The following is a 16024-nucleotide window of genomic DNA, read 5'->3' as shown; positions in this document are numbered from 1 at the left end:
CACCTTGACAAATTCCGGAACTACGAACTGACGGTCGAGCTCGATGACATTTCCAGGGACTCACACCTGCTGACACAGTTGAAAGCCGACTTCGAAAAACGTCACCACACGGTATATGGGTACCTCAACGAGGATTCGGAAATCGAAGTTGTCAACTACCGGGTAGAGGCTCTTGGAAAGGTTGAGAGCATCGACCTTGTGCAGCGCCTGAATTCTCCTTTTGAAGTTCAAGAAGAGAGTAGCCGAGAAGTGTGGCTCACTGAGTTCGGTGAGCGACGCACGGTGCCCGTTCTACACCGTCAGGCAATTCCTACCGATCAGAAAGTTGTGGGGCCAGCGATTGTCGAACAATACGACTCCACGTCGTTCATCCTGCCCGGGCAGGAAGCTCTGATCGACACCTACGACATGCTCATCATTCGTGACCAGGCACAAAAATGAAGACGAAAGCAGGAACCCTTTCATGAGTACCAAGCTTGACCCGATCAAAGTTGAAGTTATCGGCTCGGCACTCGCGTCTGTGTGTGAGGAAATGGGCGAGGCGCTGGTCAAAGCGTCCTACTCACCGAACATCAAAGAGCGCCGGGATTGCACCACTTGTCTGTTCGACGCTCAAGGGCGCGCTCTTGCGCAGGCTGAGCACATTCCCATCCACTTGGGTTCCCTGATGGGCATCGTCTCGGCTGTGCTCGACCGGTACCCTGTGGAAGATATTCGCGACGGTGATGGCTTCCTGGGTAATGATCCCCATACCGGAGGCGGTACGCACCTTCCCGACATTGTGCTCGTCACGCCGATCTTCTATCAGTCCCGTCTTGTCGGTTGGGCGACGAACCTTGCTCATCATGCTGACTACGCTGACCGTGCGCACGCCACCATCTTCCAAGAAGGTATCCGCATTCCTGCGGTCAGAGCGGTCCGCGAAGGCAAGTATGTCGATGATGTCATGCATCTTGTACTGACCAATATGCAGGTTCCAAGCGAGCGGATTGCTGATTTTCGGGCTCAGCTTGCTGCGAATCAGCTCGGCGTCAAGAGAACGGTCGAGCTGTTCGATAAGTACGGTGTCAAAGTCATGGAAGCTGCCGGTACAGAGCTCATGGACTACACCGAGCGCAAAGTTCGGGCAGGGATCGCAACAATCCAGAACGGCGTCTACCACTGTGAAGACGAATTCGATAGTCCAGAACTGGACGAGATACTCAAGCTCAAACTTGACCTGACAGTCCGGGACGACTCACTGCTGTTCGAGTTCGACGCGCCACCGCAGGTGCGAGCAAGTCTCAATCTTGTGCATACCGCGCTGTTGGCAACGACCTATTACGCTGTCAAGACCGTTGTTGGACCGGATATTCCGGCGAATGCGGGCCTTTATCGGGCAATCGACGTCAAAGCTCCTGAAGGCTCTGTACTCAGTTGTGTCGCTCCTGCTGCGGTGAATGGCAGAACAGACATTTCACAGCGTGTAGCCGATCTCATCCATGGAGCCGTAGCGCAAGCAGACCCAACCTTGGTCACGGCCGCTAGCTACGGATCCGTGCCGTCGACCACGTTCAGCGGCACGGATCCGCGCAGCGGAGAGTTCTATGTGTACATCGAAACGATCGGTGGAGGACTCGGTGCCAGCGCTTGCGAAGCAGGACTCAACGGGGTGCAAGGTCATATCACGAATACATCGAACCTTCCTGTAGAAAGCCTTGAGGTCGAATATCCTCTAACAGTTGACAAATATGAGCTTGTCAACGACTCCAGCGGTCCTGGCCGCAATCCCGGGGGAATGGGAATACACCGACAGATCATCGCTGAACACGACGACTGCAGGTGCCGTCCACGAGTGAGCCGGATGGACACTCGCCCATGGGGCTTGGAGGGCGGCGACGACGCTGCTTCAGCGAAGATCGAAGTCAATGGTAGGCCGCTCAACGCGGAGAAGGTCACGTTGTCCACGGGCGATGTTCTAAGCGTTAAAACCGCGGGTGGCGGCGGTTTCGGGAAACCACAGGACCGGCCTGCCGAGGACGTGTTAAAAGATCTTCGTGAAGGAAGGATATCGGAAGACACCGCCAAGAATAAGTACAACGTCGAGATCACGTATCAATAGAAGGGATGGCAATGAAACGCTTTGGAACATTTCAGAAATGCCTCGCCCTGTCTGTTGCCTCCGTGCTCATCCTCTCGGGATGCGGCTCGGGAAGCGACGAGCAGGGGAATGAGCTGACCAGCATCTCAATCGGATTATCGGATGAGCCGGGGCAGCTAGCTCCAGCCTCTACGACTGCAGTTGTGCCGTTGACAATGGACGCACTGGTCCATGCGGGACTAACGAAATACAACACCGATGGCGAGGTGGAAATGAACCTCGCCAAGTCGATCGATACTGACGATCACAAGGTCTTCCACATCGTGCTCAAAGACGGCCTCAAGTTTGCCGATGGCACGCCATTGACTGCGGAGAACGTCAAGGAGAGCTTCAGCTATCTCTCCGACCCAGACAGTCCTGGAGCCACGATCGACGGCGTATTGCTGATCGACAAGATTGATGTGCAATCCGACACCGAGCTGACATTTATGCTGGAAAAGGCCAACAACGCCTTCCTGCAGTATCTGGCAGTTCCATCAATGGCTGTCTACCCCTCTAAAGATCTGGAAGACGAGTCAGATGATTGGAAAGGCGCGGGCCCTTTTACGCTGAAGGAATACAACGAAGGTCGGAATATGGTTCTCGAAAAGAACGAGAACTATTACGACGCCGACAGCGTCAAACTCAATGAAGTCAATCTGGACTTCTATCCTGATAACACAGCTCAGACCAATGCATTGGTCAGTGGCGAAGTGGACATGATTGATTATGTCCCATGGGAATCGTTTGAGCAGATTGACTCTGATGACAAACTTGTGCTGGACAGCCAAAATGGACCGTTCATGTACCTCATGTTTAACACAACTGGCGACTCTCCGTTTGCCAACCCGCTGCTGCGTCAGGCAGTTGCCTATGCAGTGAACCGCCAGAACACGGTGAATGCCGCGTTCAACGGAAACGGCGAGCCCACGTACGGTGTTGCAGCGGATGAAGACGATCCCGCGTACGATCCAGCATGGACGAAGATGTACGAGGAAGATATGGATCACGCCCGTGAGCTCCTCAAAGAGTCCGGGTTCGACACTTCAAAAGAGATCAATTTCCTGGCGAACTCGCAGTACAAATTCCATGAGGACAATGCGCTCCCGGTCTTGTCCGATCTCAAGAAGCTAGGGCTCAAAGTCAAGTTCGATTCACCTGATTGGGCTACACGTCAAGAACGTGCGCAAAAAGGCGACTATGACATCTCGCTCAATGGAACGACGGGACGTATCCCTGGCCTCGGATACCTTCAGACTTTCATCAACGGTGCCAATATGGCAACGGTGAGCTACGGCTACAAGAACAAAAAGCTGGAAAATCTTTTCGAGCAGGGAATGGCAGCCGATAGCAACGAAAAGAAGAAGGAAGCGTTTGACAAAGCTCGTGAGGAATGGACCAACGATCCTCCGATCGTCATGCTGAACCAGCGTGGTCAGGCTTATGCATACACCAAAGACGTGCAGGGCTTTTCGACCCTCCCGGGGTTCCAGTCCTTCTACAGCGGTTACTCAATCCAGAACATTAAGTAGGCCTGAGTTCGTGTAGCTTCTCTGGGGCGGTGAACGACGATGACAGAGTTGTCGTCGTCCACCACCATAGAGCGACCAACTGATCGGGAGCCATATGCTCATATACATTCTTCGCAGGGTGCTTGCAGGTGCGGTGCTGTTGTGGATATCCATCACCATTATCTTCCTGATGCTGCAACTTATCCCGGGTGACCCCGCCTATCAGATACTCGCCGGCGACGGTAGCGATCCATCTCCAGAGGCAGTGGCTAATCTGCGCGAGCAGCTGGGCTTGGACAGGCCAGGACCCGAACGGTACATTTCATATCTGGTGGGAGTCGTCTCATTTGATTTCGGCAATTCATTCGTTTTCTCCACACCGGTCGAATCGTTGCTCGGCCCTCGACTCGCAGTCACACTCGAGCTCGCATTGTTCGCATTGATAGTCGGAACCTTTCTTGGCACGTTCATAGGGTCTTTGGCTGCTCGGGCAAAAGGAATCGTTGACACTGTTCTATCTGCATTACTCAGCATCGGAATCAGCATTCCGGTTTATGTCGTCGGGGCTTTGTTAATCCTGGTTTTCGCTCTGAAATTAGGATGGTTTCCAGCCGGCAGTTTTGAACCAATCACAGGAGATGTGGCTGAGCACTTCAGGAGAATTGTACTTCCAGTTCTCGCGCTCAGTATCCCCGTTAGCTCGGTAGTTGGCCGAATGGCCCGCTCGAGTATGCTGGAAAACATCCAGCAAGACTGGGTACGTACTGCGCGATCTTGGGGACTTTCTCCAAATACAGTGTTCAATCGGCATGTTCTGAGAAACTCGATGATCCCCGTGACGTCTGTGGCGGGGCTTGAGGCGGGAGCTTTGATTGGATCCACAGTGGTTGTCGAGAGAATCTTCAATCTGCCGGGAATCGGTTCGTTGTTGATCGACTCCGTGAATGATCGTGATTACCCGGTTGTTCAGGCCGTCGTCATCGTCGTCTGCATTTCGTTCGTCGTGCTCAGCATTGCCGTCGATGTCATTTATGGGATCCTCGACCCACGGGTAAGGAGGCGAGCAGCATGAAACGCGTGAGCTTAAAGTTTTTGCGTTCTCTGACGATAGTTCGGGCGGTCGCTCTCATTTTTGTCGTCGCACTGGTGATTATGAGCTTTGTGTCTGTCTGGTTGCCCAGCTTCGATCCATACACGCAGAATGTCACCAATCGATTCGCGGGCCTCGGTGAATCCGGATATCTGCTGGGATCAGATGAGGTCGGCAGAGATGTCTTCGCACGTCTTCTGCAGGGAATATCTGTCGAGCTGATCATCGCTGTTTCCGCGACTACGTTGGCAATGATGGGAGGAACTCTTCTAGGGTTGTTCTCGGGTGTTTATCCACGACTCGGGGAGCTCCTGTTAATGCGAGTAGTCGACGTCATTTTGTCGTTTCCGCCAGTGATCATTGCTCTTCTGGCAACAACGATCTACGGACATTCCAACATTACACTGACGCTGGTGCTCAGCTTCCTTTTCGTTCCAAACTTTGGCCGGGTCGTGTACGGTCAGGTGCTTTCCGTAGCCCCGCTGGAGTATGTTGACGCCTCTCGGGTCTTCGGGGCCGGTATGCTCACCAGGATTTTCACCGTCATCCTTCCCAACTGTCTGGCACCGATAATCGTGCAGTTCACCGTGATCATCGCAGCTGCGATCCTCTTGGAATCGGGATTGAGCTTCCTTGGCCTCGGTGTGGCTCCGCCAGATCCGTCTTTGGGCGCTATGGTCGCCACTGCGCAGCGTTATATGGGGGCTCATCCTGAGCAGTTGCTCATTCCTGGTGCTGTACTGAGCTTAATGATTCTGAGCTTCGGAATACTGGGCGATTTTCTACGCGATCTACTCGATCCCCGGACCTAGAGGACTATTATATGTTGTTAGAGACAGAATCGCTGTCGGTCAGTTTTCGACACAGTCGCAAGTTGACGACGGATGTTACTCATAGGATCGATCTCTCCATCAACGCGGGAGAAGTTGTGGCCTTGGTTGGCGAGTCAGGATCGGGAAAGTCTGTCACTGCGATGGAAATCGCGGGGCTGAACCCGAAAAATGCAGAGTCGTCCGGGCGTGTGCTATTTGAAGGACGGGATGTTCTTAAAATGAGCGCGGCCCAGCGACGTGGTTTGCTCGAGGATGATATAGGCGTCATCTTCCAGGACCCGCTGAGCTCCCTCAACCCTGTCTACACGATCGGCACCTCCCTCGGAATGTCGATGAAGAGGCGCAAACCAGGACGAAAGCAGCGACGAGCGCGAGCAATTGAATTGTTGGAACAGGTCAACATCCCTGAACCGGAGTTAGCCGTCGACAAGTATCCGCACGAGCTGTCGGGCGGACAACGGCAACGGGTCATGATCGCAATGGCGATCGATCCGGAACCTAAACTGCTCATTGCTGATGAGCCCACGACAGCTTTGGACGTTACCGTTCAAGCCGATGTGCTGGACTTGATTGAACGTCTTCAGAAACGTTTGGGCATGGCTATGTTGCTGATTACTCATGATATGGGTGTTGTCGCGAACTCAGCAGATCGTCTGTACGTGATGCAACACGGCCACGTCCGTGAACACGGTCGGGTTGAGGAAGTATTCGCGCATCCTGAACATGAGTACACGAAGAATCTGTTCGGTGCCGTTCCGACCTTGGACGTCGCGGCGCTAACTGCGGGCTCATCCGACGCTCGTGTTCTCGCTGAGAGTACCGTTGGGCCGAAGGACGTCGAACACAGCGCGGATGAGGCTTGCCGATCAGCGCTGGAGCTCAGGGACATCGACTATTACTACAGTGAATCGTTGAAGCGGGCGGACAAAAAGGCACTCGATTCGGTGAGCTTCAAGGTTGGCTTTGGTGAGACAATCGGATTGGTTGGCGAGTCGGGATCCGGGAAGTCGACGATCGGCAGAATTGCCGTCGGGCTCCTACAGCCGAGTAGTGGTGAGATGATCTGCGGCTCTCACGACGGACGACCAATCGTGCGTTCAATGGTCTTTCAAGATCCAGCCTCATCTCTCGATCCTCGGCGCACAGTCGCAGAGTCAATCGCTGCCCCTCTGGTTTGGAGCAAGCAGGGCATTTCACGCGTGGATATTCACAAGCGAGTTCGATCACTGTTGGACAAGGTCAGACTCCCCAGTTCATTTGTTGACCGGCTGCCGCACGAACTTTCAGGGGGACAGAGGCAGCGCGTCGGTATCGCCCGTGGGCTTAGCATCGACCCGAATCTGTTGGTAGCTGATGAACCGACTTCTGCGCTTGACGTCTCTGTGCAGGCCGCTGTTCTCGATCTATTTACCGAGCTTCAGAAGGAATACGGCTTCTCGTGCATCTTCATTTCGCATGATCTGGCAGTCGTTGAGCAAGTTGCTGCCAATATCGTCGTTCTTCGGAAGGGGAAGATCGAAGAATCTGGTAGGACTAAAGAGATCATCTATAATCCCGGTACCGAGTACACTCGTAGACTGATCAGGTCAGTGCCGATACCCGATCCGAATGCTCAACGCAAACGGAAACTAGAGCGAGTCAAATGAACACATGGAACTGAGAAAGCTCGAGTATTTCGTCACGGTCGTAGATGAGCGAAGCTTTGATAAAGCGGCTCAGAAACTGTTCCTCACACAATCGGCAGTCAGTCAACAGATACGACGGCTCGAGACCGAGGTTGGCACGTTGCTCATTGACAGGAGCGCGAGGCCGTTCACATTGACCGCGGCAGGGCGCTCTGTTTATGAAACAGCGCAGTCAATGCTGCGGCAGGCGCAGACGTTGCTCCGGCTATCTGAACACCCGAAGGGCTTTCGGAGCATGGTTCGTGTAGGAGTGACTCGTTCGCTACTTTTTAGCTTCGTCACTGCACGGATTCGAGAGATTCGTCAGGAACTGACGGGTGTCCATATCGAACTGTTGCGTGACTCCACTAACCGTCTGTTAGCTGACGTCGTACACGGTGCGCACGACATCATCATTACCAATACTCAGTCCAATGATCCCCGTTATGTCAACGATGTGATTTGGAACGATCCTCTTGTGCTCGCGTACAACATCCATCACGCGCCACCCGGGGCTGACAAAGGGGTGGTCAAAGTTGAAGACTTGTTGTCGAGGTCAGTGCTCACGTTCTCGCGGGGAGTGGCCCCTGCTAACTATGATCGGATGCTTGGGTATTTTGCTGATCTCAACATCACACCCTTATTCCGTGAAGTGCCGGCGTCGTATGTGGAGCTCCTCGGCTATATTCGTTCCGGGTCCACAGTCGGCATCATCGCGAAATCAGTAGCAGACGTTCTGCCATTGCTCGACGTTGCCTATGCGGAGTTGCAGCCCACGCTGCCCAGCCTGCCTGTCTACTGCACCTGGAATCCGCATACGTCGAAAGACGCGGTGGCAGACGTTGCTAGTCTGCTCGGTGATCCGGGTGCCGTCGAACGGTTGACTGCGGGCCCGGGTTCGCCCAGCTGACAGAGGAGAAGCCGGGGTGACAGGTTGGGCAGCAGTGGCGTTATTCGATTGAGGTTAGCCAGGAGACGAGTGCTGATGGCGTCGAGTTGTCTGACGTGGCCGAAGGTGAACGAGCGGAGGGACGATCCCAGGGTGGACGGGGCGTAGACGCGGTCGAAAAGTCTGCTCATGCCGCCGTGGCGCAGCATGTTCATGTCATCGATCGAGTCAGCCCCGGCGGCCATGCCCGCGATCAGGGGGGACTGCTGAAGGTTTGGTTGACTCCGGGGTTTATGCCGCCAGAGCGACGACCTTGTGGTGAACAAGCTCGTATTCAACCGGGGTCAGTTTACCCAAACGTCGCTGTCGACGCTTCCGGTGATAGGTCCGCTCGACCCAGTGCACGATCACCTTCCGCAACCTCGCTCGCGTGTCCCAACGGCCTCTATCGAGGACGTTCTTCTGCAACACGGCGAAGAACGATTCCATCGCCGCGTTGTCGCCAGCAGCACCAACCCTTCCCATCGATCCGACGAGCCCATAGTGCCGTAAAGCGTGCTGGAATTTGCGGGAACGAAATTGCGACCCGCGGTCCGAATGCACCACGCAACCGGCCACAACGCCAGCCCCGCCGCGGCGGGCTACAGCATCGTCAATCGCTGCTACGGCCAGGCGCGACTTCATTCTCGAGTCGATGGCATAGCCGACGATTCTGTTGCTGAACACGTCCTTGACCGCGCACATGTACAGCTTGCCCTCACCGGTGTGATGCTCCGTGACGTCGGTCAGCCACAATTCGTTGATTGCCTTGGCCGTGAAGTCTCGTTTGACAAGGTCATCACACACTGGCGGGCCGGGCTTCTTCCCATGTTTCCGAGCTCGTTTGATCGTGTTCGAGAACAGCTCTTGCTGCGAGCACAATCGCCACACACGACGCTCTGACGCTTGCAGACCTGCGGCGTGGAGTTCATCGGCGATGAAACGGTATCCGAACTCGGGATCGTCCGTATGGACATCATGGGCGGCATTGATCAGGTGCGCCTCCTCGAGATCCCGGTCAGAGATAGGTTTCGCGCACCACTTGTAGAACCCCTGCTTGGTGAAGCCGAGCACCCGACAGGTCACTGCCACCGGCACCCCGGTGGCAGCAAGGTCGAGGACCAGCGGGTACATCATTTTGGGTGATGGCCACCGAGCTTCAAGTTCGCTTGCGAGAGGTAGGCGGCAGCCTCACGGAGGATCTTGTTCTCCCTCTCGAGCTCGCGAATGCGTTTCAGCGCTGCCGCCTGGGCGCGTGACTCCTCGGCATCACGGGAGGGCTCGAGTCCGTGCTCGCGTAGCCGCGAGTCACGGACCCAGGCTTGTAGGGCTGATTTCGAGATGCCGAGGTCGGCGCAGACCTGCTTCTGGGTCATCCCGTCGTTGATGAGATCGAGCGCTGATTGCTTGAACTCATCGGTGTAGATCTTTGGCATGACTTCTATCCTTCCTGGAATTTATCCAGTCGTGAAGTCAACCAAACCTTCAGCAGTCCCGGGTGGCCAGTTTCGCGCCCGGGTTCGCGCCTTTATCGGCACCGGTGGTGGTCACGGTCAGGCGTTGATCGGCGAGGTCGGTCGGGACTGCTGAACCTGAGTTCCACAACTTTAGTGCCCCGCAAAACGGTCCGGCAGTAGCTCACCCGCGATTTTTCTCGCTTCCCCGGTGACCTCTGGGTCGAAGGTGATGTCCTGCCCACCCACGCGGCCGGTGAACTCCCGCAGCGGCCGCAACGATGTGATGATCTTCTTCAGCGACGCCCCAGTCGTGTCCTGCATGAACCTCGATATGGCCAACGCGGTGAACACGACTGTCAAGTGCGCCTCGATCGCATCTCTGGTGCGGTGGAAGATCGGCCTGGCTCGTAGGTCGGTCTTCGACATCCGGAAAGACTGCTCGACATGCCACAGGTCGTGATAGCTGCCGATGACCTCGGCCGCAGGCATGGTCCCGACGGGAATGTTCGTCACGTAGCCTTTGAACCCTGTCAGCTTCATCGCCCGCTCATAAGCCTTCTCATCGAAGGCTTTCTCCTCATCAGTGACCTTGACGAACCGAGCCTTCTTCGCCGGCTTGTCACCGTCGATGATCGCCAATGCCCGGTTGCGCTGCAGGTTCAGCGTCTGCTCATCACGCATCGCCCGTTTGCGCCGGTACTGCCACACCACTCGCCACGCATGAGGATGCTCTTTCGCTGACCAGACGGGTTCGCGTCTCTTCTTCACCCGCTCAGGATCAAGCCGCTTGGTTCCTTTCGGGGTGATCGTGTCGATGATCTGCCCGTCCTCGGCGTACTCACCATTCCACCGAAAATGCGTCGCCAGATCGTGTGGAGCTTTCGTCTGCCTCGACCCGACGATGAACCGCAGCCCAGCGTCATCGAGTTCTTTGAGGTTCTTTGCCGACAGCATTCCGGCGTCGGCGGCGACGACCATGTCTGTCACCTGGTGGCGTTCTTGGAAGGCTTTGATCACGGGAATGAGCGTGTGGGTCTCTGCTTTCGATCCTTCGAAGCAGCCGATCTCTAACGGGAATCCGGTCCGATCGACGAGGAGTCCAACAACGATCTGCGGGTCCACGCGGCGTTCTTTGGAGTACCCGACCTGACGCAGAGAATCTTCCTTCTCAGCCTCGAAATACAGTGTCGTGACGTCATACAGCAGCAGACTGATGCCGGTGGTGGCGATGCTGTGGGCGAAGCATTTCTCGGCGATCTTGTCCCGGTAGTCGCGTTCGTTGGCCCGAACCAGACAGTTGAGGAACGTGTTGTGGTGCGGTGGCTCGATACCGAGCTCGGCAAGGACACGGAGACTGTCGGCTTTCGATGTCGGCTCAACCAGCCGTGCCAGCACGAGGTGAAAGAAGGCGTTGTCGTTGACCACCTCGTCGAAACCGAGTCTCTTCCACGACTCGGCGATGGCATCGATGAGGACGGAAGACCGTGATCCCACCACAGTTCGGGCCCGCGGTGGCACGGCAGCATCGGTAGGTAGGCCCAGCTCAAGTTCGAGTTGTTCGGCCGCCCCGTAGTCGGCGAGCCCTTCTTCGCCGGCAGCGAGCAGAGCCGCTAGTTCTGCTTCTGTATGAGCGGATCCGAGGTGTTCAAGGACGGTGACTTTCCCACGGTGTTTGCGCACGATCTGCACGGCTGTGGCCCCGGACCCGGTGGTGACTTTCCGCAGACGAGGCGACATAGCCCCATCGTAGACAGCCAATTAGTGTCCCACCAACAGAATTCCCGGCCTTGTGACCAGCACAAACACGAACGGAATCGCGAAATCAGCGCCTAGTTGTGGAAGTCAGGGTCGGTCGGGACTGCTGAAGGTTTGGTTGACTTCACGACTGGATAAATTCCAGGAAGGATGGAAGTCATGCCAAAGATCTACACCGATGAGTTCAAGCAATCAGCGCTCGAGCTCCTGGGCGAGGGGATGACCCAGAAGCAGGTCTGCGCCGACCTCGGCATCTCGAAGTCAGCTCTCCAGGCCTGGGTACGTGACTCGCGGCTACGCGAGCACGGACTCGAGCCCTCCCGTGATGTCGAGGAGTCTCGCGCCCAGGCGGCAGCGCTGAAACGCATTCGCGAGCTCGAGAGGGAGAACAAGATCCTCCGCGAGGCTGCAGCGTATCTCTCGCAAGCGAACTTGAGGCTCGGTGGTCATCACCCAAAATGATGTACCCGCTGGTCCTCGACCTTGCTGCCACCGGGGTGCCGGTGGCAGTGGCCTGCCGGGTCCTCGGCTTTACCAAGCAGGGGTTCTACAAGTGGTGCGCGAAACCTATCTCTGACCGGGATCTCGAGGAGGCGCACTTGATCAATGCCGCCTACGACGTGCATACGGACGATCCCGAGTTCGGGCACCGGTTCATCGCTGATGAACTCCACGCGTGCGGATACGAGGCGTCAGAGCGTCGTGTGTGGCGGCTGTGCTCGCAGCAGGAACTGTTCTCCCTCACGATCAAACGGGCCCGGAAGCACGGTAAGAAGCCCGGCCCGCCAGTGTGTGATGACCTCGTCGAACGCGACTTCTCAGCGTCAGGCATCAACGAACTATGGTTGACCGACATTACCGAGCATCACACCAGTGAGGTGAGGCTACCCTCGAATAGTGGACACCCAAGTTAGCGGGATTCGCAGTCCTGCTGGAAGGATGTTCAATATGTCAGATCAGAAGCGCCAGCGGCGCTCTTACACCCCGGAGTATCGGATCGAGGCGGCGAATCTCGTCATCGACACCGGCAGGTCCATCGCCGCGGTGGCCAAGGAAATCGGAGTCGGTGAACAGACCCTGGGCACCTGGGTCAAAGCCGAGAAGCACCGACGCCGCGGCGACGGTGAGCCCACGGGCCCGTTGAACGAGGGCGAACGGGCTGAACTGGCACGGTTGAGGCGGGAGAACTTCGATCTGAAACAGGACAACGAGTTTTTGGGAAAAGCAGCCGCCTTCTTCGCGTCGAAGCCTCGAAACAAGAGAAATTCGAACTGATGGATTCGGAGAAGGCTCACTACGCGATTCGCCGGATGGCCAGGCTCCTCGAGGTGACGAAATCTGGGTACTACGCATGGAAGAAGCGTCGGCAGACCGGACCATCGAAACGTGCCAGAGCGCAACGGAGCCTGGATGGGCACGTCGCAGAGATCCACGCGGACTCTGATGGCGTCTACGGGGCACCACGGGTGGCAGCGCAACTGGCTCGACAAGGCGTGAGCGTGGACGAGAAGACGGTCGCGGCCTCGTTGCGCAGGCAGGGCCTTGAAGGCATCAGCCCGCGCCGGTTCAAACCGGTGACGACTCTGCCGGGGGTGGCGACTCATCACATTCCGGACCTCGTGAAACGGGTCTGGGACCGAGGTGAGTTGGATGCTGTGTGGATCAGCGATATTACGTATCTGCGCACCTGGGAGGGGTTCGTGTACTTATGTGTGATCCGCGATGGGTGCTCACGTCGAGTGCTTGGTTGGGCGATGGATGCCAGGCAGGATTCTGACCTCGTGGAACGGGCGTTGAGGATGGCTCATACGTTGCGAGAGCTGGTTCCAGCTGACGTCATTTTTCATGCCGACAAAGGAGCGCAGTACACGTCGTCGCAGTTGCATCAGGCGTCTGTCGAGTTGGGTTTGACGCAGTCGGTGGGCCGGACTGGAGTGTGTTGGGATAACGCGATGTCGGAGTCGTTCTGGTCGTCGTTGAAAACGGAGTTCTTCGAGCGGCGAGTCTGGCAGACCCGGGCCGAGGCAATGCGGGAAGTCGCTCGTTGGATCGAGGTGGTCTATAACCGGCGGAGGTTGCATTCGGCGTTGGGGATGGTTCCGCCGGTGGAGTTCGAGGAGAAGTTCTGGGCCGAGCAGAGTGCTGGTCGGGTTCAGGAGGAAGCGTCGACGCAGGCTGCGTGACGTGGTTCACGTGTCCACGACTTGCGGGGAGCCCCAGAGGGGAAACTGTACATGTGCGCGGTCAAGGATGTGTTCAGCAACAGAATCGTCGGTTATGCCATCGACTCGAGAATGAAGTCGCGCCTGGCCGTAGCAGCGATTGACGATGCTGTAGCCCGCCGCGGCGGGGCTGGCGTTGTGGCCGGTTGCGTGGTGCATTCGGATCGCGGGTCGCAATTTCGTTCCCGCAAATTCCAGCACGCTTTACGGCACTATGGGCTCGTCGGATCGATGGGAAGGGTTGGTGCTGCTGGTGATAATGCGGCGATGGAATCGTTCTTCGCCGTGTTGCAGAAGAACGTCCTCGACCGGGGCCGTTGGGACACGCGAGCGAGGTTGCGCACAGCGATCGTCCACTGGGTCGAACGAACCTATCACCGGAAGCGTCGACAGCGACGTTTGGGTAAACTGACCCCGGTTGAATACGAGCTTGTTCACCACAAGGCCGTCGCCCTGGCGGCATAAACCCAGGAGTCAACCAAACCTTCAGCAGTCCCGAAAGCTCCGAACACGACCCGGTCCGCGCCGCGCGAGATGTGCCATGCTGATCTTGTCGATCGGCACTTCGAAGCGTTCGCTCCGAACCAGTTGTGGGTGGCCGATATAGTGCGCCACGAGGCGCTGTTGAACCGAGTGGAGGTGAGAGACCACCACCGTCTGGCTGTCGCAGCAGCCAGACGAAGTTGAGGGCAACCTGATCCCCGGGACGGGGGTGAGGGCGGGAAGCAGCCCTGACAACGACGAGACGTTCCCAGTACTGCCAGATGGGGCGTGCTCGGCTAACATGACGGAGAGGTTTATGCATAGGAACCAGTGTCTGAGCGCTCCTCAAGTCAGCCCGCCGACTCGAAACCTGGCGGATTTGGGTCGGATCGCATTGCAGAACTTGACTGTTTCGACAGCAGAGGGAACTTCCGAGTTGAAGAATGTCGTCGGCTCGGGAGGCCATGGTGAATGCCTGCAGCGTAGTCATGGCGATGATGCAGGAGCATAACTGGATACCGGTCCCGTCAAACGGTTAACAGTGAACGTGGGAACCCCGTCATTGGCCCCTCCCGGATGCGAGAACCACTCGTGTTCGGGAGGGAAGGTCCGTCGCCGACTGATGCCCATGACAAGGGGCGGAGAGTTCGTAGTAGTCCGAGGCTGGGAAAGCCTGCCACATGGCGAAGGAACTCAGTGTGATTGACGCAGTGGACGAATGTATGCAAAGGAGATACACCGGTGAATACGGGTGTTTCGGGGCCTGTCGACGTGATGTCGGCGTGGCACCGAGTACTTACGATGCAGACGAAGCACCAACCGCATCCGGCGCTTTGGACGCCTGAAACTCATCACGGCAACCACTTCCCCCTGCCCTTAGGTGTACTCGGCCATCAGGTTGGTGACACTCGGCTGAGGGGCGGGAGGCCGCCGAGTGCGCTGTGGCGGCGTTCAGTGTTGTAGGTGTGCAGCCAGGGTGCAAGGGCGTCGCGGCGGGCTTGGTTGCTGGTGAAGACGTGGCGGTAGGCCCACTCGGTCTGCAGGGTGCGGTTGAACCGCTCGACCTTGCCGTTGTGCCAGGGGCAGTGGGGGCGGATGAACTTCTGCTTCGCACCCAGATCGGCCAGGGCCTTGTGGACGTCGCGGCCGTGGCGGTAGGCGAAGGCATTGTCGGTCATCACGCGTTCGATCCTGGTGATGCCCATGGCGGCGAAGTAGGCCGCTGCCCGGCGCAGGAACCCGGCGCAGGTCTCGGCCCGTTCGTCGTCGTGGATCTCGCTGTAGGCCAGGCGGGTGTGGTCATCGACCATGGAGTGGACGTAGTCATAGCCGATGCGCCGGGACTTGTCCTTGGTCTTGTTGGCCGCGGCGCGTCCGTGGGCGCGCCAGCCGCCGCCGTCGGGGATCTTGCCCAGCTTCTTCACATCCACGTGGACCAGCTCCCCGGGCCGGGACCGCTCGTAGCGCACGGCGGTGGCCTTGGAGGAGCGGATCTGCTCACCGGTCATCGGGTCCAGCTCGCGCAGGTAGGGCACGCCGGCGCGGCGCAGCACCCGGGAGACGGTGCGCGCGGGCACACCGAGCTCGGCGCCGATCCAGTCCGGCCCGCGGCGGTGGGTGCGTCGGCAGGCCACGATCCGCTCGGCCACCTCGGGCGGTGTGCGCCGGGGGCTGTGGTGGGGGCGGCTGGAGCGGTCGTGCAGGCCGTCCTCGCCCTCCTGGTCGTAGCGCTTGAGCCAGTAGTGGGCGCACTTGCGCGAGATGCCCATCGCCTTGGCGGCGTGGGCCACCGCCCACCCCTCCTGGCGTACCCGCCGCACCAGCAGCAGGCGACCCTGGAACGTCAGACGGGCATTACGGTGGGACACGAGGACCTCCGGGATCTGGTTGTGACTCTCGACAAGCCACACCTCACCCGGAGGTCCTCCTCACGTCAACGAACCACCGCGAGTGTCACCAACG

The 16024-nt window shown here is 57.6% G+C and carries 10 protein-coding genes and 5 pseudogenes; 11 read left to right on the top strand and 4 right to left on the bottom strand.

The annotated features are described in order from the left end of the window. The first annotated feature begins 78 nt into the window (after positions 1 to 78). From IG171_RS07935 to IG171_RS07905, 7 genes are all read left to right on the top strand, one after another. Complete coding sequence (locus IG171_RS07935; protein WP_212131144.1) at positions 79 to 441, top strand: hypothetical protein; 363 nt, start codon at positions 79 to 81, stop codon at positions 439 to 441. A 22-nt stretch (positions 442 to 463) separates the two neighbouring features. Continuing rightward, positions 464 to 2101, top strand: a complete 1638-nt coding sequence (locus tag IG171_RS07930) for a hydantoinase B/oxoprolinase family protein (protein WP_212131143.1) — start codon at positions 464 to 466, stop codon at positions 2099 to 2101. Between the two features lie 5 nt (positions 2102 to 2106). Continuing rightward, positions 2107 to 3651, top strand: coding sequence for an ABC transporter substrate-binding protein (locus IG171_RS07925; protein ID WP_212131142.1), 1545 nt, complete (start codon positions 2107 to 2109; stop codon positions 3649 to 3651). 94 nt (positions 3652 to 3745) lie between these two features. Beyond that, positions 3746 to 4702, top strand: coding sequence for an ABC transporter permease (locus IG171_RS07920; protein WP_212131141.1), 957 nt, complete (start codon positions 3746 to 3748; stop codon positions 4700 to 4702). Next, complete coding sequence (locus IG171_RS07915) at positions 4699 to 5532, top strand: ABC transporter permease (protein WP_212131140.1); 834 nt, start codon at positions 4699 to 4701, stop codon at positions 5530 to 5532. The genes IG171_RS07920 and IG171_RS07915 overlap by 4 nt, the downstream gene beginning before the upstream one ends. An 11-nt stretch (positions 5533 to 5543) precedes the next feature. Next, positions 5544 to 7199, top strand: a complete 1656-nt coding sequence (locus IG171_RS07910; protein ID WP_212131139.1) for an ABC transporter ATP-binding protein — start codon at positions 5544 to 5546, stop codon at positions 7197 to 7199. 4 nt (positions 7200 to 7203) lie between these two features. Then, on the top strand, positions 7204 to 8127 hold the full coding sequence (locus IG171_RS07905; RefSeq protein ID WP_212131138.1) for a LysR family transcriptional regulator: 924 nt from the start codon (positions 7204 to 7206) through the stop codon (positions 8125 to 8127). A 50-nt stretch (positions 8128 to 8177) separates the two neighbouring features. On the opposite strand, the pseudogene IG171_RS07900 reads toward IG171_RS07905, so the two are convergent. The 3 genes and pseudogenes from IG171_RS07900 to IG171_RS07890 all read right to left on the bottom strand — a co-directional run. After that, a pseudogene (locus IG171_RS07900) lies at positions 8178 to 8363 on the bottom strand (IS1380 family transposase); the annotation flags it as partial. Positions 8364 to 8397: 34 nt separating this feature from the next. Next, positions 8398 to 9581 (bottom strand): annotated as a pseudogene (locus tag IG171_RS07895) (IS3 family transposase). A 171-nt stretch (positions 9582 to 9752) separates the two neighbouring features. Continuing rightward, the gene (locus IG171_RS07890) at positions 9753 to 11339 is read right to left on the bottom strand and encodes an IS1634 family transposase (protein WP_212127892.1); all 1587 of its coding nucleotides are present in this window, start codon (positions 11337 to 11339) and stop codon (positions 9753 to 9755) included. Positions 11340 to 11507: 168 nt separating this feature from the next. Between IG171_RS07890 and IG171_RS19320 the strand changes: the two are divergent. From IG171_RS19320 to IG171_RS07870, 4 genes and pseudogenes are all read left to right on the top strand, one after another. Further along, positions 11508 to 11690 (top strand): annotated as a pseudogene (locus IG171_RS19320) (helix-turn-helix domain-containing protein); the annotation flags it as partial. 27 nt (positions 11691 to 11717) lie between these two features. Beyond that, positions 11718 to 12244, top strand: a pseudogene (locus IG171_RS07880) (IS3 family transposase); the annotation flags it as partial. A 61-nt stretch (positions 12245 to 12305) separates the two neighbouring features. Then, positions 12306 to 13540 (top strand): IS3 family transposase gene (locus IG171_RS07875; protein ID WP_212128014.1). Its coding sequence is split into 2 segments (ribosomal slippage): positions 12306 to 12588 and positions 12588 to 13540, totalling 1236 coding nucleotides; the frame shifts between segments, so codons are not numbered across the junction. Positions 13541 to 13576: 36 nt separating this feature from the next. Next, positions 13577 to 14044, top strand: a pseudogene (locus IG171_RS07870) (DDE-type integrase/transposase/recombinase); the annotation flags it as partial. 911 nt (positions 14045 to 14955) lie between these two features. On the opposite strand, the gene IG171_RS07865 reads toward IG171_RS07870, so the two are convergent. Then, positions 14956 to 15930, bottom strand: coding sequence for an IS481 family transposase (locus IG171_RS07865; protein ID WP_212131592.1), 975 nt, complete (start codon positions 15928 to 15930; stop codon positions 14956 to 14958). Positions 15931 to 16024 lie beyond the last annotated feature (94 nt).

Origin of the sequence: Brevibacterium sp. SMBL_HHYL_HB1 (genome assembly GCF_018208375.1) — a bacterium.
GTDB lineage: Bacteria > Actinomycetota > Actinomycetes > Actinomycetales > Brevibacteriaceae > Brevibacterium > Brevibacterium intestinavium.
Note: the sequence above shows the minus strand (reverse complement) of the source record. Positions and strands in the feature narration are given on the sequence as shown.